Raw genomic sequence first — 19,233 nt, 5'->3', positions numbered from 1 at the left:
CACGATCTTCCATATAGCAAAACAGGGTTCCCTTTCGGGAACCCTGAGTCATGTCACGCATCGCACGATGCCGTGCAATGCGTCACTGTTCGTTCTGGCCGTGGCACATCTTGTACTTGCGGCCCGAACCGCACGGGCACTGCGCGTTCTTCGGCGTGCCCGGGAAGGTGCGGCCGTCGGACCACGGGGTACGGAGCTCCTCGCTCTTCGGCTTCTTGGAAGCCGGCACCTTGCCTTCGGCATGGCTGATCGGCGCGGGGCCGACCACGACCGGAGCGGACGCCTCGCCGGCCTCGGACTCCTTCGCGGCTTCAGCGATGGCGGCCGCCTGCTCTTCGTCGACTTCGTTATTTTCGTCCTCGCTCGGCTCGGACGTGACGGACGACGCCTCGTCGGCGGCCTCGCTCTCGGCTTCGGCGCCATCGATGCCGATCGCGGCTTCGGCCTGATCGACGGCCTGATCCTCGTCGGACTCGGTCGTGACGTCCTCGGTGCGGGCGACCTGCTCGACGTCCACGTGGAAGAGCAGCTGGACGCTTTCCTCCTTGATGGCCTCGATCATGGAGTTGTACATCTGGTAACCCTCGCGCTGGTATTCGACCAGCGGGTCGCGCTGGCCCATGCCGCGCAGGCCGATGCCGTCCTTGAGGTAGTCCATCTCGTACAGGTGCTCGCGCCACTTGCGGTCGAGCACGGCGAGCACGACGCGGCGTTCGAGCTGACGCAGTCCCTCGGCGCCGATCTTCTCCTCGAGCTTGGCGTACTCGGCCTTGATCGTCTCGACGATCGCGTCGCGCACGGCCTCGACGGCCTTCTCGCCCTTGGCCTTGCCGGCGGCGTCCTTGGCGGCCTCGACGTCGAACTCGATCGGGAACACGGTGCGCAGGGCCTTGAACAGGCCCTCCCAGTCCCAGTCCTTCGGCTTCTCGGAACTGTTGTTGGCGCCCTTAATGTAGCTTTCGACGGTGTCGGCGAAGAAGCGCTCGATGTCTTCGTGGATGTCCTCGCCCTGCAGCACGGCCTGACGCTCGGAGTAGATGACGGTGCGCTGCTTGTTCATCACGTCGTCGTACTTCAGGACGTTCTTGCGAATCTCGAAGTTGCGGGATTCGACGGCCTTCTGCGCGGTGCGCACGCCCTTGGACACGCTCTTCGACTCGATCGGCTCGCCCTCGGGCATGCCCTTGGCCATGACGCGGGCGACGAGCTGCGTGTTGAACAGGCGCATCAGGTCATCCTCGAGCGACAGGTAGAAGCGGGACTCGCCCGGGTCGCCCTGACGACCGGAACGGCCGCGCAGCTGGTTGTCGATGCGGCGGGACTCGTGGCGTTCGGTGCCGAGCACGTACAGGCCGCCGAGCTTGACGACCTCCTCATGCTCGTCCTTGACCTGCTCCTTGATCTCGGCGAGGGTGCCCGGCCAACGCTTCTCGTACTCGTCCGGCGTGTCCTCCGGCGAGTAGCCCTCGGACTTGAGCTTGGCGTCCGCGAGGAACTCGACGTTGCCGCCGAGCATGATGTCGGTACCACGGCCGGCCATGTTGGTGGCCACGGTGACGGCGCCCTTGCGGCCGGCGACGGCCACGACGGCGGCCTCCTTGTCGTGCTGCTTCGCGTTGAGCACCTGATGCGGGATCTTCGCCACGTCAAGCAGCGTGGAGACGACCTCGGAGGACTCGACGGACGCGGTGCCGAGCAGCACCGGCTGGCCCTTGTGATGGCGCTTGGCGACGTCCTTGACGATGGCCGCCAGCTTCTCCTTCTTGGTGCGGAAGATCAGGTCGTCCTGATCCTTGCGGATCATCGGCTTGTTGGTCGGAATCGGCAGCACGCCCAGCTTGTAGGTGCCCATGAACTCGGCCGCCTCGGTCTCGGCGGTACCGGTCATGCCGGCGAGCTTGTCGTACATGCGGAAGTAGTTCTGCAGGGTGATGGTCGCGAAGGTCTGGTTCTCGGCCTTGACCTCGACGCCTTCCTTCGCCTCGATGGCCTGATGCAGGCCCTCATTGTAGCGGCGGCCCGGCAGGATGCGGCCGGTGTGCTCGTCGACGATGAGGACCTCGCCGCCCGTCACGACGTAGTCGCGGTCGCGCAGGAAGAGCTCCTTGGCCTTGATGGCGTTGTTCAGATAGCCGATCAGGGCGGTGTTGTTCGGCTCGTACAGGTTGTCGATGCCGAGGAAGTCCTCGACCTTGGTGATGCCCGGGTCGAGAATGCCGACGACCTTCTTCTTCTCGTCGACCTCGTAGTCCTCGTCGCGGGTCAGCTTCGGCACCAGACGCGCGAACTGGCGGTACCAGCGGGTCACGTCGCCCTCGGCCGGGCCGGAGATGATCAGAGGCGTACGGGCCTCGTCGATGAGGATGGAGTCGACCTCGTCGACGATGGCGAAGTGGTGGCCGCGCTGGACGAGCTCGTTCTTCTCCCACGCCATGTTGTCGCGCAGGTAGTCGAAGCCGAACTCGTTGTTGGTGCCGTACGTGATGTCGGCGTTGTACTGCTTGCGGCGCTCCGGCGGCTTCTGATCGGTGATGATGCAGCCGACCGACATGCCAAGGAAGCGGTAGATGCGGCCCATCAGCTCGCTCTGGTAGCTGGCCAGATAGTCGTTGACGGTGACGACGTGGACGCCCTTGCCTTCGAGCGCGTTGAGATAGCTCGGCAGGGTGGCGACCAGGGTCTTGCCTTCGCCGGTCTTCATTTCGGCGATGTTGCCCCAATGCAGGGCGGCGCCGCCCATGAGCTGCACGTCGAAGTGACGCTGGCCGAGCGTGCGCTTGGACACCTCGCGCACGGTGGCGAACGCCTCGGGCATGATGTCGTCGAGCTTCTTGCCGTTGTCCAGCTGCTGCTTGAACTTGGCCGTCTGGCCCTTGAGCTCCTCGTCGCTGAGGGCCGAAATCTCGTCCTCGAGGGCGTTCACCGCCTTCGCCACGCCTTCGAGCTTCTTGATCTGACGGCCTTCGCCCATGCGAAGGGCCTTGTCAACGATATCTACCACGTTTTGCTCCCTGTAGAGTTTGTTACCGTAAACGAGCATAGCCCAACCTCGTGCAAGTCGGGCACAAACTTCGTTCATAATACGCGGACACGCCGATTTTCGCCGGTAGATGTCCGTTTTCGCGCACGAAAGGGCCCGCGTGGCGGACATTCCTCCACGCGGGCCCTTGGATTCATCGCCGCGTCACGACCCTATGCCGGTTGCGCGGCGGAGCCTCACTTCTGCACGTTTTCCGGGGTGTCGATCTCGAACACGCCGTAGCTCCAGCCATGGCGGTGGTAGACGACGGACGGACGGCCGGTCTCCTTGTTGACGAACAGGAAGAAGTCGTGGCCGATCAGCTCCATCTCGTACAGAGCCTCGTCGATGGTCATCGGCTCGGCGATGTGCAGCTTGCGGCGGATGACGATCGGGGTGTCGCCGACCTGGACCTCCACCGATTCGCCCGGACCGAGGTCGGACGCAACCGCGGCGGCGGGGCTGTTGTTCGGCTCCTCCTCCGGAGCCTCTTCCTCGACTTCGGGCTCGACCACGCCCATGTCGACCGGAACCGGGTTCGTGTAGCCGCGGCGATGGTCCTTGCGGCGGTCACGCGTGCGGCGCAGGCGCAGCGTCAGCTTGTCCAGCGCCATGTCGAGCGCGCTGAACTCGTCCGTGCTCGACGCCTCGGCGCGCACCACGGTGCTGCCGGCGATGACGGTGATTTCCACACGCTTGGCCGTGTCGGCCTGACGCGGGTTGCCCTCGTGCGTCAGCACGATCTGCGCGCGCTGGGCGTCCGGAGCGATAGCGGTCACACGATTCATCTTGCTTTCGACGACATCACGGAACCTCTGCTTGACTTGCGTGTGGCGTCCGGTAACGACGATTTCCATGTGGACCTCCTATGACTCAAGCGGTGTTGCCCGCTATTTGCGGTCCGGCGGCGACTTCGCCGTCGGTATGTTTTATTGTAGCCGAATGAACGGTGAACAATGGGGAACTCGCCCGAAGAAAAATGGGCGTTTCCCGCGCGTTTCGTGAGCATCCCCGCTTTTGCGAAAATTCGGCTCGCATCGCCTCCCCATTGCTCCGCCCCGGCGTGCCGTCGTGTATAGTGGTGCGGTTGAGACCCCTTGACGGCCGCGGTCCGAATCATCGGACTGAGGAACTTCCGGGCTCCGCAGAGCACGATGGCGGATAACGTCCGCCCAGGGTGACCTGAGAGATAGCGCAGCAGAGAACAGACCGCCAGCTTCGGCTGGTAAGGGTGAAACGGCGGTGTAAGAGACCACCGGGCCGCTGGCAACAGTCGGCCGCATGGCAAGCCTCATCGGGAGCAAGGCCAAGCAGAAGGCGTTTGAGGGCTGCTCGCCCGATGCCTTCGGGTAGGCTGCTGGAGCCTGACGGCGACGTCAGGTCGAGATGGATGGTCGTCCGCGCCGCGTTCGCGTGGCGTGACAGAACCCGGGGTATAAGGGGTCTCAATCACCTGTTTACGAAACGTATCCCCTGCATGCGGTTGGCATGTAGGGCCATGCATGCCAATGATGCCGGACGCCCCGATGCGTAGGGCACCCGGCGGCATCGTCGGCATGCATGGCAACGCGCTCTTGGCATTGTCGAGGCCTTCCTTCTCCCGTCGTCGAACAGGCCTCGACGCAATGGCGGCGAGGAACGCGTTATTCGTGCAATGTCGGCGGCATAGGTCCGGCGGCATGGGCTACAACAGTTCCTGCGCAACACGCCGCAGCGTGTCGGGATTATGGCCCTTGCGGCCACCGGCCGACCAGAAACGGCGACGGCGGCGGTCGGGTTCCATGCCCTCCGTCTTCGCGGCATACCTGCGGCCAAGCTCCCATGCCGCGTCCTCGAACACGCCTTCGGATTCGGCTTGCGCCACCACCATCTGCGCCAGGTTCCGCTCCACGCCGCGGCGGGACAGTTCCGTCAGCGCTCCCCTGCCGCCCATCAGCCGGCCGGCGCAGTAGCGCACGGCCGCACGCGCGTATGCCTCGTCATCGATCAGCTGCACTTGCCGCAGCCGCGCGATGACGTCCTCCACCACCTCGGCGTTGTAGCCCCGATCGGACAGCTTTTCGCGCAACGTCCCGGAGGAACGGGGCGCGGCGTCCAGCAGCCGCAATGCCGCCTCGCGGCAGGCGTCCGCGTCCGAGGGATCGTCCGCCTCTCTTGCGGCCCATGACGAACGGGACGTCGAACGCGGCGCCGAGCGCGGTGACCGGCGCGAACGGCGGGACCGTCCATAACGGCGATGGCCATCATCGCCCCGACCATCCGCGCCGACCGCTCGCATGCCATCATCATCCGGCATGCCCGCAATCCCGGCTGCGGCACCCGCATCCGCGGCGTGCCGCGCATCGTCGACCGCCGTCGGATCGGCCGGATGCCGACGCAGAAACTCCTCGGCGCTGATCATCGTCGAACGATCATGCCTTGTCGCCGGACTCGCCGCTCTTGGCGGTCCCCGACGCCGATGAAGCCTTGTCCGAGGCCTTGCCGGCCTTGTCCGCGGCACCGGCGCCCGGATCCTTCGCATCGCCATCACCGTCCGAGACTTCGCCGGCGCCTTCGGCGAACTGGTCTTCGGCGGGGATCAGGCCGAACTCGACCTTGACCTTGTTCTCGATCTCGTGGGTGACGTCCGGGTTGTCGCGCAGGAATCGGCGCACGTTCTCACGGCCCTGCCCGAGCTGGTCGCCGTTGTAGGTGAACCACGAGCCGGACTTCTTGACGACGTTGCACTGCAGCGCCATGTCGAGCACCGAGCCCTCCGTCGAGATGCCCTCGCCGTACAGCACGTCGAATTCGGCCGACTTGAAGGGCGGGGCCATCTTGTTCTTGACGACCTTCACCTTGGTGCGGTTGCCGATGGCCTCCTCGCCGTTCTTGATGGTCTGGATGCGCCGGATGTCGAGGCGGACCGATGCGTAGAACTTGAGGGCCTTGCCGCCGGTGGTGGTCTCCGGGCTGCCGAAGAACACGCCGATCTTTTCGCGCAGCTGGTTGATGAAGATGGCCGTGGTGCCGGCCTGGGCGAGCGCGCCGGTCATCTTGCGCAGCGCCTGGCTCATGAGTCGGGCCTGCAAGCCGACGTGGCTGTCGCCCATGTCGCCGTCGATCTCGGCCTTCGGCACCAGGGCCGCGACCGAATCGATGACGATGACGTCCAGCGCGCCGGAACGGATGAGCATGTCGGCGATTTCGAGCGCCTGCTCGCCGTTGTCCGGCTGGGAGACGATCAGCGAGTCCGTGTCGACGCCGAGCTTGCGCGCGTACACCGGGTCAAGCGCGTGCTCCGCGTCGATGAACGCGGCCACGCCGCCGGCCTTCTGCGCGTTGGCCACCACATGCAGCGCCAACGTGGTCTTGCCGGAGGATTCCGGGCCGTAGATCTCGACGATGCGCCCCTTGGGCAGACCGCCGATGCCGAGCGCCATGTCAAGCGCCAGCGAACCGGTGGGAATGACCTCGACGTTCTGTTCAGGCCGGTCGCCCAGCCTCATCGCCGAGCCCTTGCCGAAACTCTTTTCCACCTGCGCCAGCGCCGTGTCCAGCGCCGCCTGGCGGCGGGGATCAATGCCGGGCTTCGCGTCGGGCGTCTTTTTCGCCGCCGCGCCTGTCTGCTGTGCCATGATCTGCTCCTTGTATGTCGTGGACGTCGGGTTCACCGTTCACGGTATGGGCCATGCGGCCCGTCCGCAAGCCCGTTCGGCCCCTGTGGTCGAACGCTTTGCACCCGGGCGTGTCGCAGGGACTCCCAGACCTTGCGACGCAACGCTTTTCGGCCGTTCGACCGGCCGAAACCCGTACGGGACGGCGAATCGTCACTGTGGATAACCTTACCCCATATGACGAACATTTGTTCGAACCGCGTGTCTTGCCAGCCTTGCGTCCGCAACGACACAGCGACAAAACAACGCAACGGCACAGCGACAAAGTCGCCATCACCGTAGGGAAACCGGACAATCCCGCGCCATGCCCGGCACGGACGCCCGGCGCGTCGGATCAGCGATCGGCGAATCCGACCGGCAACGGCGGCGCGGCATGATCGTCGCCCCATCGCCGCGAATCCGGCACGTCCATCTGGTCGCACAGCACGTTCCACACCACGCGAGGCTGCTCCCCCGCGGCGAGCGCCTCGACCGCCGTCATGCCGCCCAATCGGGACAGTCCCTGATCGTGCGCGAGGCTCCTGCCGTATCCGCGGCCGAACACTTCCTCGACCAGCTGCCAGAATTCACGTTCCTTCACGGCATCCAAGTTTACAGCCCGGCCCGCGGACGATGCGCCCCGGGCTCGCCGCCACCGCCGTGGCGCCATCCGCCGTATAACCGCCGCATACGCATGCGGCCCGCCGCCGATCCTCTCGGCGACGGGCCGCGTCATGCCGTCATCGTTCATCGCCCAACGCCGGACGCGCTCCGCGGCGTCACGGCGGGCGCACGCGCGCTATGCCTCCACCGAATCCAGATAGTCGGCGACCATGCGCAGCATCTGCGCGGTGCTCACGCCGAGCGACTCGGCGATCGAGCTGAGCAACTCGGAACTGGCCTCCTTCTGCCCGCGTTCGACTTCCGAAAGATATCCGAGCGACACGCCGGCCTTCTCGCTCACCTCGCGCAGCGTCTTGCGGTCGCGGGTGCGCAGTTCGCGCAGCACGTGGCCGATGGCCTCGCGCAACGACACGTCACGCACGTCCGCGGACGCGTCGCGCACCGTGCGGGATGCGCTTCTGGTATGGGTCTCGGAATCCTCCTCCTGCCACATGCGGTTCAGCGCCGCCTTGCGTTCGTCCTTGGCCTTCTTGGCGGCGCGGGCGGCCAGCACCTGCTGCTGGGCGAACATCACCGCCCTGCGCTGCGCCGGAGTGAGGTCGCGCATGCGCGCGCTGCCCGGACGGGCCGCCACCGGGCTGATCTCCTCGACATTGATTGTTGCTGCGCTGCGGGTCATCGTTTCCATCGCAACCCTCCTTAAGTGCTCGTCGACATTTCGTGTTTCCACTATCTTCAACACCCGAGCCGCGGCATTATTCCTGAGAACTTGCTGTAAATAGGCTCAGGTTTTCCAGAACGCGCAATACGGTGAGCCGGCGCACCTGCCCGCGCGTGCCGCTCAGGCGCAGTTCCTTCCACACCTGGCGGCCGTGCCCGTCCGAGGCGAGCGCGCCGGGGATTGCGAGGCCTATGTAGACGAGTCCGGCCGGCTTGTCGCCGTCCGGCCCGGGTCCTGCGACTCCGGTGGTGGACAGGCCGATGACGCGATCGCCGTATTCGGGCTGGGCGTACAGGCGCGCGGTCGCGGCCGCCATCTGCCGCGCGACCTCGGGATGCACCGCGCCTTCGCGTTCGAGCAGCCCGCGGTCCACGCCGAGCACCGACGCCTTCGCCCGAATGTCGTACGTCACCGCGGAGCCGAGGAACACGTTGGACGCGCCGGGAATGCGCACGAACGCGTCGGCGAGCAGTCCGCCCGTCAACGATTCGGCGGCGGCGATCTTCAGACCGCGCTCCTCGCAGCATCGCAATATGCCGGCGGCGAGCTCGTCGCAGCGCCGCGCCACGCCGTCATCGTCGATCATCGTCATGTCGTTCTCCTTCTATGAAAAATCCCTCCCGCTGGGCGGGAGGGGTGACATCATGCGCCGGTCATGCGCCGGGCGGAGTGCCGGCGGCGGACCGGACGGGGCGCCGGGCGCAACGTCACTTGCGCTTCGCCTCGGGCGCGTCGCCCGTGCCTGACTTGCCGGACTTGCCGTGGCCGAACGTGTTGATCAGGTACACACCACCCGAGTACAGGCACAGCACCAGCGCCACGTAGATCATCAGATACGTGAGGAACAGGTAGACAGTCAGCCACATCGGGTTGTCGCCCGAGCCGCCGGCGAACTGCCAGAACGGCAGGAGCAGCATGGCGAGGCCGATGCACTGGAAGAGCGTCTTGAGCTTGCCGGGCCATGCCGCGGCGATGACCTTGCCGCCCGTGTCGATCACGAAGAAGCGCATGACGGTGATGCCGACCTCACGCAGCAGGAACAGCGCGACGACGACCCAGCCCAGCACGGTCGGTCCGAGCTCGCCGAACGCCGCGGCCACCACGAGCGTGGCGCAGGTGAGCAGCTTGTCGGCGATGGGGTCCATGAGCTTGCCGAGTTCGGTGACCTGGTCGAATGTGCGCGCCATCCATCCGTCGAGCTTGTCGGTGGACGCGGCGACGATGAACAGGATCGCGGCGGCCCAGCGCATCGCATAGTTCTGCGCGCCCCACGGGCCGGCGGCGATGTACAGGCCGAGGAAGATCACGACCAGCACGATGCGCGAATAGGTGACCAGATTCGGCGGCGCATTCCAACCGTCGAGCAGCGACGGCTTGGCGGATTCTGTGGTATCCATCTTTTCCATACTGTTCACGTTACCCCCACATTGATACGTTGCGTGACCGTTCGCCGGGAACATCCGGGGAAAACGGTGGGAACGGGACTATGCGCCGCAGCGCACCCCGAAGACGGACGATGCGCGGTCCGTCCCGATGATCCCGCGTTCGGACGGCGTTCAGGCGGCGAGCAGCCGGCGCCCGTAGTCGAGCACGATGCCGTCGAGCAGGCCGTGCTCGCTGGCGACGAACGTGTCGATTGCCTCGCCGTGGTCGGCCAGCGCCGCCTCGGACACCTTGGCGAGCACGCGGCTCCACACGAGCGCGCCGCCGCCGACCACGTCGATGCGCCCCGGGTGGATGGTCTTGTATTCGGCGCGCTCGGCGCGCGTCATCCTCAGGAACCGGTCGTCGACGGCGTAGGCGTCCTCGTAGCGCACGCGCACGCCGTCGACCGCGCGGTGGTCGTATTCCTTGAGCCCCAGCGTGAGTGCGGTCATGGTGGTCACGGTGCCGGACACGCCGATGATGGTGCGCGTTTTGCCGGCGGGGACCGTGCGGAACGCCTCGTCGATGTGCTCGTCGATGTCGGCGACGGCCTCGTCGATCTGCGCCTGCGTGGGCGGGTCGGAGTGCAGGTGGCGTTCGGTCATGCGCACGGAGCCGATGTTCATCGAGAACGCGGCCTCGACCTTGGTGTCCGGCGCGTGCACGCCGTCGCCGCCGAGCACGAGTTCGGTGGATCCGCCGCCGAGGTCGACGACGAGGAACGGCGCGGCGAGGTCGCGCGGCACGACGCTGGTCGCGCCGAGGAAGCTCAGGTCGGCCTCTTCGGTGCCGGGGATCACTTCGGGGCGCACGCCGAGGATGGATTCGACGCCGTCTTCGAATTCCTCGCGATTGGCGGCGTCGCGCGTGGCGGAGGTCGCGACGAAGCGCAGCCCGTCGACCGGGTGTTCGGCGAGGATGCCGGCGAATTCGCGTGCCGCCGCGTAGGCGCGTTCGAGCGCTTCGTCGGCGAACCGGTGCGTCTTGTCGACGTCCTGTCCGAGCCGGATGACGCGCAGCGTGCGCGGCACGATGTCGTGCACGCCGTCGGCGTCCACGCGCGCGATTTTCAGACGGATGGAGTTCGTGCCGCAGTCGATGCCGGCCACGGTCACGGAACGCTTGCCGGGTTCGCTCATGATGTTCCTCTCCCCCTGTCTTGGGTGTTCCTTATTGGGTTTGTGCCGCCGGATGCCGATGTCCGGCCCGTTGCGGCCGCTGTCCGGTCAGTCTTCGACCGCGCAGCGGCAGACGGTCGGGCTGAATTCGCCCGCGATGCGTTCCAGCGTCAGATCGCCGATCGGATTGGCGCCCGGTCCCATGACAAGCGTCTGGGCGAGCAACGCGTGCAGGCATTTGACGCGGGTCGGCATGCCGCCGGCGCTGGTGTCGGCGATGTGCTCCTCGCTGTCGCCGAGCCGCAGCGCCAGCTCATGGCGGAAGGCGAGATAGCGCAGGTGGGCGTCGTGGTACGCGTTGCGCACGGACTCGTCTTCGGCAAGCAGTTCGTTGTAGTCTCGCATGCCGCCTTCGGCCTCGACGTGCGACGCGGCCTTCACGGCTTCCGGACTGGTCAGATAGCAGGTGGTGGGGAACGGGATGCCGCCCGGCAGCATGGGGCGGGTGACGACCGCAAGCGGGCGTCCGCACGCGCAGCGCGCGCCGACGGCGACCATGCCGCGCGGGTATCGTCCCAGCTGGCGTTCGACGATGGCGATGTCCTCGTCGCTTGCCGGCTCGGCCAGGCAGCGGTCCACGAGGGCTTTGGCGGCGTCAGCGAACGGCGCGAGGGCGTCATCGTTGGCGGCGCTGGTGTCGGTGGTTGTCGGTGCGGTGTTCGTTTCGGTCATTGGTCCTTCTTGCTGTCGGTGGTCGTGCCGTTCGCCCTGGAATCCGTGTTGTCCTGGCTGGTCTGGTTCGACTGGTCCGTTGAGGATCCTGCGGAGTTCTTGGCGTCAGTCTGCTTGCCGGAGCCGGATGCGGCGGAGCCGATGTCGGTGGCCGAGGTGTCGGCGCTGTCGGCCTTCTCGATCGAATAGGCCAGTTCACTATACCAAGGCAGCGTTTTCTTGTCCGATTCGGCTTGAGACGACGTGTCGCCGTCGCTTTGCGGCTTGCCGGTGACAGCCTCGGGGTGCAGCACCGTGACGGCCTGCTCGCCGGGGAACACGAAGCCGAGACGCTCGCGCGCCTGCGCGGCGACGTACGCGTCGTCGTTCCAGCGGGCGATGCTGTTTTCCAGTTCCTGTTTCTTGGCGATGAGCGCGGCTTCCTGCCGCTTGAGCCCGTTGAGTTCGGACAGGTTGATCGCGTAGGTGTACAGCGTGGACAGCAGCTGGATGGAACCGAGCGCGACGATGAACAGCGCGATGAAGAATACGATCGGACCGCTGCTGCGCGTTTTCGCCTTGGGACCGGAGGAGCCGCGCGTGCGGCCGGATCGCGTGCGCGACGCCGTTTTCGCCTGTTTCGCCGACGATTTCGCCGAAGGCTTTGACTTGGCCGACGATGACCATATCGACGGTTTCGACGTCTTTCCGGCGTTGCCGGATCGTTCCCGGGCGGATCGTGCACTCATAGGCAATAAAAATACCCGTCGCATTCGACGGGGAATGCGACGGGTACCAATGATCACCGGAGCGTCACGCGGCCATGCGCCGCGTCACGCGTGCCGGCTCACTTGGCGAGGTACTTCTTGCAGGCCTTGAACGCGCTGTAGCCGGCGTACTTCGCGGTGGAGCCGAGCTCCTCCTCGATCTCGAGCAGGCGGTTGTACTTGGCAACGCGCTCGCCACGGGCCGGGGCACCGGTCTTGATCTGGCGGGTGTTCTTGGCAACCGCGAGATCGGAGATGGTGGTGTCCGGGGTCTCGCCGGAACGGTGGGAGACCATGGAGGTGTAGCCGTTGGCGGTGGCCAGCTCGATGGCGTCGAGGGTCTCGGTGACGGTGCCGATCTGGTTCAGCTTGACCAGCAGGGAGTTGGCGGCGCCGAGCTCGATGGCCTTGGCCAGACGAGCCGGGTTGGTGACCAGCAGGTCATCGCCGACGAACTGCAGGCGGTCGCCGAGCAGCTTGGTGATGGCGGTCCAGTCTTCCCAGCCCTCTTCCTGGAACGGATCCTCGATGGAGACGATCGGGTACTCCTCGATGAGCTGCTCGTAGAAGTCGAGCATGTACTTGGAGTCGCGGTCGTCGCCCTCGAAGTGGTACTTGCCGGTCTCCTTGTTGTAGAACTCGGAGGAGGCCACATCGAGGGAGATGCCGATCTGCTTGCCCGGCTCGTAGCCGGCGGCGGAGATGGCGTCCATGATGTAGTTCAGGGAGTCCTTGTTGGACTTCATCTTCGGAGCGAAGCCGCCCTCGTCGCCGAGGCCGGTGTTCAGGCCTTCCTTCTTCAGGACGTTCTTGAGGGTGTGGTAGACCTCAACGCCGGCCTGCAGAGCCTCGGAGTAGGTGTCGAAGCCGTACGGGGAGATCATGTACTCCTGGATGTCGGTCGCGAAGTCGGCGTGGGCGCCGCCGTTCATGATGTTCATGTTCGGAACCGGCAGGATGTGGCCGTTGGTGCCGCCGATGTAGCGGTACAGCGGCTCTTCGGCGGACTCGGCGGCGGCGTACAGGGCAGCCAGGGAGACACCGAGGATGGCGTTGGCGCCCAGACGGCCCTTGTTCGGGGTGCCGTCGAGCTCGATCATCAGGTCGTCGAGAGCGCGCTGGTCGGAGGCATCCATGCCGATGACCTTCGGAGCGATCTCCTCGTTGACGGCCTTGACCGCGTTCAGAACGCCCTTGCCGCCGTAGACGGACTTGTCGCCGTCGCGACGCTCCCAAGCCTCGGCCTCACCGGTGGAGGCGCCGGACGGAACGAGGCCCAGACCCTGGGCGCCGTCCTCGGTGTCGAGCACGACCTGAACGGTCGGGTTGCCACGGGAATCGAGAATCTGACGCGCGTACACGCTTTCAATAGCTGCCACAACTACTCCTTTAACGTATAGGTTGTGATGACAGCCTTAAGAATACCGGGGTTGATGGACGAGACGCAAGAGCGCGCGACACGAAATTGTGAGCGCTCATATCATTGCGGCTGCGCCATATTGCCGGCCATCCGCCATTCATGCTCCGTTCACGTTTCCCGTTCGCGGCCCATCATGCGCCTACGTGTCACATCGGCCAAGCTACATGCCGCGGCCGCGCCGCACCGACCGTCCGATCGGCTGCGGATCGGCCGGTGGCAGCGTCACAGCACCTGTTCCATGCCGATCTTGTACGGAGTAAGTCCCATGCGTTCGTAGAACGCCTGCGCGCCCGGATTGCACGACCACACGTTGAGCGTCACGTTGTAGCAGCCGGCGCCCCGCGCGAAATCGAGTACGTGCCGGTACAGCGCGGTGCCGACGTGACGGCCGCGCGCCGCCTCGTCCACGCAGATGTCGTCGATGTACAGCGTCGTGACATCCGTCAGGATATGGCTGTCCTCGTGCCGTTCGAACACGCAGAACGCATAGCCGTACAGCGTCGTGTCGTCGTCGGCGAACGCGCCGAACACCGGCGTCTCATCATTCGAGACGATCCCCGCCAGTTCGTCGTCCGTGTACTTGGTCACGCCGGTGTTGAACAGGTCCGGACGCCCCCGGTGATGCACTTCCAGCACCTCGCGCAACAGCTTGTGCAGCTGCGGGATGTCCCGTGCCTCGGCGCGGCGGATGTGCACGCCGCGCCCCTGACCGTCAGTCGTCGTTTCGACGTACTCCAAATCGTCGCTCATGGTCGTTCAGTGTAATGCGTCGCATGACGAGTTGCGAACGCCCGCCACGGCATACCGGACAATGGAATTGCATTCCATGCGCATTGCACGGACCACGCGCGGAACCGTGCGCGGGGAGCAGGGAGGCCACGATGAACAGGACCATGCAATCCATTGCCACCGCAATCACGCTGGCCGCACTGTGCCTGTCGCCGGCGCTGACCGCATGCGGCGCGAACGTCAGCATGACGGGATCACGCTGCACCGGCAGCGACTCGCAGACGCGCTACGATTGGCCGTGGTACGACTCGATCGACGATCTCGGCGCATCCGCCGACGTGATCGTCCGGGCGCGCATCGCGTCGTGCGCCCGTCCGAAGCCGGGCGACACCGGCTACGACACGCTCATCACGCTCGACACGATCAGCGCGGTCACGGGCGGCGGCGAGGCCAGTGGCGACGCCGTTCCACGGGCAGGCGATGCCGTCGCCGTGCACGGCTACACCGCCAAGGCGTCCGGCGCGGGCGAACTGACCGTCGGAGACGAATACGTCTTCTTTCTCGCGCACTACGATGACGGCACGTACGCGCAGCTGACGCCCGCGCTCAGCACGTTCCCCGTCACCGACGCGGCCAAGCGCAATCCGGCCGCCTCCGCGAACGCGGACGGCTCGCTCCGTCTCACCGACGATCTGGCGGATCGGCTCGGCCTGGCCGGCGCCTGACCGCGACGGCAATCTCCACGAGACGTCGCTTTGTCCGACGCCGGCGGTCCTGCAATTTCGGACAGCCTTACGGCCGCGCTTTGCCGGCTCGCCTGTCGGCTCGCACGCCGGCTACAAACGGCTCTGCCGTTTGCTTGACGCCGGCGTCCATGCGAAATCGTTGAGGAGGTCGGAGGTCCAGTCCATGACCATCTCGCCGCTCATTGGTCCGGAACCGAGCGAGCCGGCGAAGGGGGCGGGGATCAGGTACGCGTGCGTGAGCGCGCGGTACTGGGCGCCCTTGTAGATGCGGTTGATGCGCATCTGGATGGATTCGGGCGGGTCGATCTTGCCGACGCGCACGTTCTTCCCCTGCGCGATGATCTCCGAAATGCCGAGTTTGCGGGCTTTCATGCGCAGGCGCGCCACGCCGAACAGCGTCTCGAACTCCTCCGGCAGCTTGCCGTAGCGGTCCGTGAGCTCTTCGGACAGTTCGTGCAGGTCGTCCTCGTCGCGCGCGGCGGCGAGCTTGCGGTACGCCTCGAGCCTAAGCTTGTCCGAGTCGATGTAGTCGACCGGAATCGACGCCTCGATCGGCAGGTCGATGGTCACCGTCAACGGTTCGGCGCTGGTCTCCGGCGCCTTGTACGCTTCGACCGCCTCGGAGACCATGCGGATGTACAGGTCGAAGCCGACGCCTTCGATGTGTCCGGACTGTTCGTCGCCGAGCAGGTTGCCGGTGCCGCGCAGCTCGAGGTCCTTCATGGCCACGTCGAAGCCCGACCCAAGCGCCGTGTTCTGCGCGATGGTGGCGAGACGGTCGTGCGACTGCTGGGTCATCGGCTTGGTCGGATCGTACAGGAAGTACGCGTACGCACGCTCCCGGCCGCGGCCGACGCGTCCGCGCAGCTGGTGCAGCTGCGAGAGTCCGAACTTGTCCGCATGGTCGACGATGAGCGTGTTCGCGTTGGAAATATCCAAGCCGGTTTCGATGATCGTCGTGCACACGAGCACGTCGATGTCGCGATGCCAGAAGTCGCGGATGATCTGGTCGAGCTGCTTCTCGCCCATTTTGCCGTGCGCGATGCCGACGCGCGCCTCGGGCACGAGCTCGTGGATCTTCGCCGCGATCTTGGAGATGTCCTGCACGCGGTTGTGCACGTAGAACACCTGGCCGCCGCGCAGCAGCTCGCGCCGCACGGCCGCGGTGACCTGCGCGTCCTCGTACGCGCCGACGTACGTGAGCACCGGCAAGCGGTCCTCGGGCGGGGTCGCCAGCGTCGACATCTCGCGGATGCCGGTCACGGCCATCTCGAGCGTGCGCGGGATAGGCGTCGCGGACAGCGAGAGCACATCCACGTTCGTGCGCAACGCCTTCAACGTCTCCTTGTGCTCGACGCCGAAGCGCTGCTCCTCGTCGATGATGACGAGGCCGAGGTCCTTGAACTTGATCTTCGGGTTGAGCAGCTTGTGCGTGCCGATCACCACGTCGACAGCGCCGGATTCAAGCCCCTCGATCGTCTCGTTGATCTCCTTGGTCGTCTGGAAGCGGCTCATTGCCGCGACCGTGACCGGGAAGCCCTCATAGCGTTCGGTGAACGTCTCGTAATGCTGCTGGACGAGCAGCGTGGTCGGCACGAGCACGGCCACCTGCTTGCCGTCCTGGATCGCCTTGAACGCGGCGCGCACGGCGATTTCGGTCTTGCCGAAGCCGACGTCGCCGCAGATGAGACGGTCCATCGGCACGGGCTTTTCCATGTCGGCCTTGACCTCGTCGATCGTGGTGAGCTGGTCGGCGGTCTCCTGATACGGGAACGCGTCCTCCAGCTCCTTCTGCCACGGGGTGTCGGGGCTGAACGCGAAGCCGGGCGTGCGCTGGCGCGCCGAGTAGAGCTTGACCAGATCCTCGGCGATCTCGTGCACGTGCTTGCGCGCCTTCGCCTTGGTTTCGGCCCAGTCGGAGCCGCCGAGCTTGTTGAGCTTGGGGACTTCCGCGCCGATGTACTTGCTGATCTGGTCGAGCTGGTCGGTGGGAATGAACAGCTTGTCGGCGGGCGCGCCGCGTTTGCTCGGCGCATATTCGAGCACAAGGTATTCGCGCGTGCTTTTGTTCCTGCCCGCGCCGATTTCGCGCTGTTTCATGCCGATGAACCGGCCGATGCCGTGCTGTTCGTGCACGACGAAGTCTCCGGGCTTGAGCTCCATCAGGTCGATGGCCTTGCGGCGGCGTTTCGGCGTTTTCGCGACGCCGGCGGCGGACGAGCGGCCGGTCAGGTCGCGTTCGGTGAGCAGCGCGGTTTTGGCGGGTTCGTCGACGAAGCCGTCGACGGCCTGCGAGCGGATCACGTCGAACGTGGCGATGCCGGTTTCGTTGATCGCGCGTTTCAGTCGCGCGAGCGTGCCCTGCGCAGCGGCGGTGACGGTGACGTGGTAGCCGGCGTCGATCAGGCCTTCGATGCCGGCCGCGGCCTTCGCCTCGTCGCCGCGGTATTCGCCGGGCGTGCGCGCGGACAGCTGCACGTGGTTCGGCATGCTCGCGTCCACGCCGAAGCTGGACAGTTTCCACACGTCGTGGCTGGAGTATGCGAGCGCGCTGACCGTCTCCTCGAAGTCGAGGAAGCTGGCCTGGTCGAACGTGATCGGGGCTCCCGCGCCGTGGCCGGACGCGGCGACATGCCAGCTGGCGGCGAGGAATTCGTTCGCGGTTTTCGCAAGGTCCTCGGCGGCGCGGCGCAGTTTTTCCGGATCGGACAGCATGACGAGCGCATGCCGGTCGAACATGCCTGAGACGGGTTCCATGTCGTCGATGAGCGCGGGCATGAGCGATTCCATGCCTTCGACGGGAATCGCGTTGGCGATGGATTCGAGCATGTCGTCGGCGTTGGGGATGCGGCCGATCAGGCTGTTCGCACGGTCGCGCACGGCTTGCGTGAGCTGCAGTTCGCGGCAGGGTGTGGCCCAGATCGTGCGCATGCTGTCGCCGTACGTGCGCTGGTCGGATGCGTGGAATTCCCTGATCGTGTCGATTTCGTCGCCGAAGAATTCGATGCGCACCGGGTGCGGCGCCGTGGGCGGGAAGACGTCGATGATGCCGCCGCGCACGGCGAATTCGCCGCGGTCCATGACGAGGTCGACGCGCGTGTACGCGTTTTCGACGAGTCGTGCGGACGCTTCGTCGAGCGGCAGCTCCTCGCCTTGCGTGAAGACGAGCGGTTCGACGTCGCCGAGTCCCTTGACGACCGGCTGGATGAGCGAACGCACCGGCATGACAAGGATGCGGATGGGGCCGAACATGGGGGTGGACGCGTCCGGATGCGTGAGCCGGCGGAAGACGGCCATGCGGCTGGCGACGGTGTCGGCGCGGGGGCTGAGCCGTTCGTGCGGCAGCGTCTCCCATGCTTCGAGCTGGGTGATGTCGTTCGGGTCGCCGTCGTACCAGGAGCGCAGCGACGCGACGGTTTCCTCGGCTTCGCGTCCTGAGGCGACGACGAGCACGACCGGCAGGCGGCGTGCGACGGCCGCGGCGAGCGCCGGTCGGATGCCTTCGGGTGCGCCGACGGTGATGGTCGGGTCGGTGTCCTTGTCGACGTACGACTCGACTTCGCCGGCCGCAAGCGCGTGGAAGCGCGGATCCTGGTCGAGCGCGGCGAGCACGCCGGCGAGGGATCCGTCGGACAGTTTCGCGATGCGCGCGTCGGTCTTGCCCGTCTTGCCCTGTTGTGCGTTCGCCTTATCGGCCATTGAACTTCTCCTGCGTCTTCGCAAGGCCGTTGAAGATGATGTCTTCGGACGCGTCGGCGCCGTCCATGAGGAATTCGGGCAGCTGCTTGCGCTGGTCGGGGCCGAATCCGCCGAGCACCCAGTTGACGGTGTTGTCGTGCGCGTTCGCGCCGCGCTTGGCGTGGCCGACTCCCATGCGCACGCGCGCGTACTGCGGGGTTCCCAGCGAACGGTCGATGGACTTGATGCCGTTGTGGCCGCCGGCCGAGCCGCCGGCCTTGACCTTGATGCGGCCGAATTCCAGATCCATGTCGTCGTGGATGACGACGATGCGGTCAGGCTGGATCTGGTAGTAGGCGCTGATGGAGGCGACCGCGTTACCCGAATCGTTCATGTAGGTGAGCGGCTTGGCGAGGAAGAACTTGACGGTGCGGCCGTTCAGGCTCATCGCGCCCTTGCCGAGCATGGCGAGGCCCTTGTGGTCGGAGAAGGCGACCGACCAGCGTTCGGCGAGCACGTCGGCGGTCATGAATCCCATGTTGTGCCGCGTGTCCTCGTACTTCTTGCCCGGGTTGCCCAGTCCTACGATCAGCCAGAAATCGGATGCCATGTCACTCCCCTGTTCGTCCGTGCGCCGTAC

General features: G+C 65.9%; 16 protein-coding genes and 1 other RNA gene. 2 read left to right on the top strand and 15 right to left on the bottom strand.

Features of this window, described 5'->3' with window-relative positions; translation table 11 throughout:
- Nucleotides 1-82 precede the first annotated feature (82 nt).
- Both secA and hpf read right to left on the bottom strand, forming a co-directional pair.
- A complete protein-coding gene (gene secA, locus KIH79_RS04565) occupies nt 83-3,001 on the bottom strand; it encodes a preprotein translocase subunit SecA (protein ID WP_219058330.1) in 2,919 nt (972 codons plus the stop codon).
- Nucleotides 3,002-3,216: 215 nt separating this feature from the next.
- A complete protein-coding gene (gene hpf / locus KIH79_RS04560; RefSeq protein WP_219058329.1) occupies nt 3,217-3,876 on the bottom strand; it encodes a ribosome hibernation-promoting factor, HPF/YfiA family in 660 nt (219 codons plus the stop codon).
- 231 nt (nt 3,877-4,107) lie between these two features.
- Here hpf and rnpB point away from each other — a divergent pair.
- Nucleotides 4,108-4,471: RNase P RNA component class A (gene rnpB, locus KIH79_RS04555), an RNA gene on the top strand.
- Nucleotides 4,472-4,703: 232 nt separating this feature from the next.
- On the opposite strand, the gene KIH79_RS04550 is transcribed toward rnpB, so the two are convergent.
- From KIH79_RS04550 to KIH79_RS04500, 11 genes are all read right to left on the bottom strand, one after another.
- Nucleotides 4,704-5,420: a regulatory protein RecX gene (locus tag KIH79_RS04550; protein WP_236023610.1), complete on the bottom strand. Its 717-nt coding sequence runs from the start codon at nt 5,418-5,420 to the stop codon at nt 4,704-4,706.
- A gap of 10 nt (nt 5,421-5,430) precedes the next feature.
- On the bottom strand, nt 5,431-6,636 hold the full coding sequence (recA, locus tag KIH79_RS04545; RefSeq protein WP_219058328.1) for a recombinase RecA: 1,206 nt from the start codon (nt 6,634-6,636) through the stop codon (nt 5,431-5,433).
- 373 nt (nt 6,637-7,009) lie between these two features.
- Complete coding sequence (locus tag KIH79_RS04540; RefSeq protein ID WP_338023118.1) at nt 7,010-7,255, bottom strand: DUF3046 domain-containing protein; 246 nt, start codon at nt 7,253-7,255, stop codon at nt 7,010-7,012.
- Nucleotides 7,256-7,453: 198 nt separating this feature from the next.
- The gene (locus tag KIH79_RS04535; protein WP_219058327.1) at nt 7,454-7,966 is read right to left on the bottom strand and encodes a helix-turn-helix domain-containing protein; all 513 of its coding nucleotides are present in this window, start codon (nt 7,964-7,966) and stop codon (nt 7,454-7,456) included.
- Between the two features lie 67 nt (nt 7,967-8,033).
- On the bottom strand, nt 8,034-8,591 hold the full coding sequence (locus KIH79_RS04530; RefSeq protein WP_219058326.1) for a CinA family protein: 558 nt from the start codon (nt 8,589-8,591) through the stop codon (nt 8,034-8,036).
- 115 nt (nt 8,592-8,706) lie between these two features.
- A complete protein-coding gene (gene pgsA / locus KIH79_RS04525) occupies nt 8,707-9,396 on the bottom strand; it encodes a CDP-diacylglycerol--glycerol-3-phosphate 3-phosphatidyltransferase (RefSeq protein ID WP_420829352.1) in 690 nt (229 codons plus the stop codon).
- A 159-nt stretch (nt 9,397-9,555) separates the two neighbouring features.
- Entirely contained in the window at nt 9,556-10,563 is a 1,008-nt protein-coding gene (locus KIH79_RS04520; RefSeq protein WP_219058324.1) for a Ppx/GppA phosphatase family protein, read from the bottom strand.
- A gap of 87 nt (nt 10,564-10,650) precedes the next feature.
- The gene (locus KIH79_RS04515) at nt 10,651-11,274 is read right to left on the bottom strand and encodes a DUF501 domain-containing protein (protein WP_219058323.1); all 624 of its coding nucleotides are present in this window, start codon (nt 11,272-11,274) and stop codon (nt 10,651-10,653) included.
- Nucleotides 11,271-12,002 carry an FtsB family cell division protein gene (locus KIH79_RS04510; RefSeq protein ID WP_219058322.1) on the bottom strand — a complete coding sequence of 244 codons (732 nt, stop codon included), beginning with the start codon at nt 12,000-12,002 and terminating at the stop codon, nt 11,271-11,273. The genes KIH79_RS04515 and KIH79_RS04510 overlap by 4 nt, the downstream gene beginning before the upstream one ends.
- Before the next feature lie 98 nt (nt 12,003-12,100).
- The gene (gene eno / locus KIH79_RS04505) at nt 12,101-13,399 is read right to left on the bottom strand and encodes a phosphopyruvate hydratase (protein ID WP_219058321.1); all 1,299 of its coding nucleotides are present in this window, start codon (nt 13,397-13,399) and stop codon (nt 12,101-12,103) included.
- A gap of 263 nt (nt 13,400-13,662) precedes the next feature.
- Nucleotides 13,663-14,190: a GNAT family N-acetyltransferase gene (locus KIH79_RS04500; RefSeq protein WP_219058320.1), complete on the bottom strand. Its 528-nt coding sequence runs from the start codon at nt 14,188-14,190 to the stop codon at nt 13,663-13,665.
- A gap of 131 nt (nt 14,191-14,321) precedes the next feature.
- Between KIH79_RS04500 and KIH79_RS04495 the strand changes: the two genes are divergently transcribed.
- Nucleotides 14,322-14,894, top strand: a complete 573-nt coding sequence (locus tag KIH79_RS04495; RefSeq protein ID WP_219058319.1) for a hypothetical protein — start codon at nt 14,322-14,324, stop codon at nt 14,892-14,894.
- A gap of 111 nt (nt 14,895-15,005) precedes the next feature.
- Here KIH79_RS04495 and mfd read toward each other — a convergent pair whose 3' ends face one another.
- Together mfd and pth are read right to left on the bottom strand one after the other, a co-directional pair.
- Nucleotides 15,006-18,614: a transcription-repair coupling factor gene (mfd, locus tag KIH79_RS04490; protein WP_219058318.1), complete on the bottom strand. Its 3,609-nt coding sequence runs from the start codon at nt 18,612-18,614 to the stop codon at nt 15,006-15,008.
- The gene (gene pth / locus KIH79_RS04485; RefSeq protein WP_219058317.1) at nt 18,604-19,203 is read right to left on the bottom strand and encodes an aminoacyl-tRNA hydrolase; all 600 of its coding nucleotides are present in this window, start codon (nt 19,201-19,203) and stop codon (nt 18,604-18,606) included. Before pth ends, mfd begins: the two co-directional genes overlap by 11 nt.
- Nucleotides 19,204-19,233: the final 30 nt, after the last annotated feature.

Source organism: Bifidobacterium miconis, from assembly GCF_019331735.1.
GTDB classification, from domain to species: domain Bacteria; phylum Actinomycetota; class Actinomycetes; order Actinomycetales; family Bifidobacteriaceae; genus Bifidobacterium; species Bifidobacterium miconis.
The sequence above is the reverse complement of the archived record's forward strand: the minus strand, read 5'-3'. Positions and strand labels throughout refer to the sequence as shown.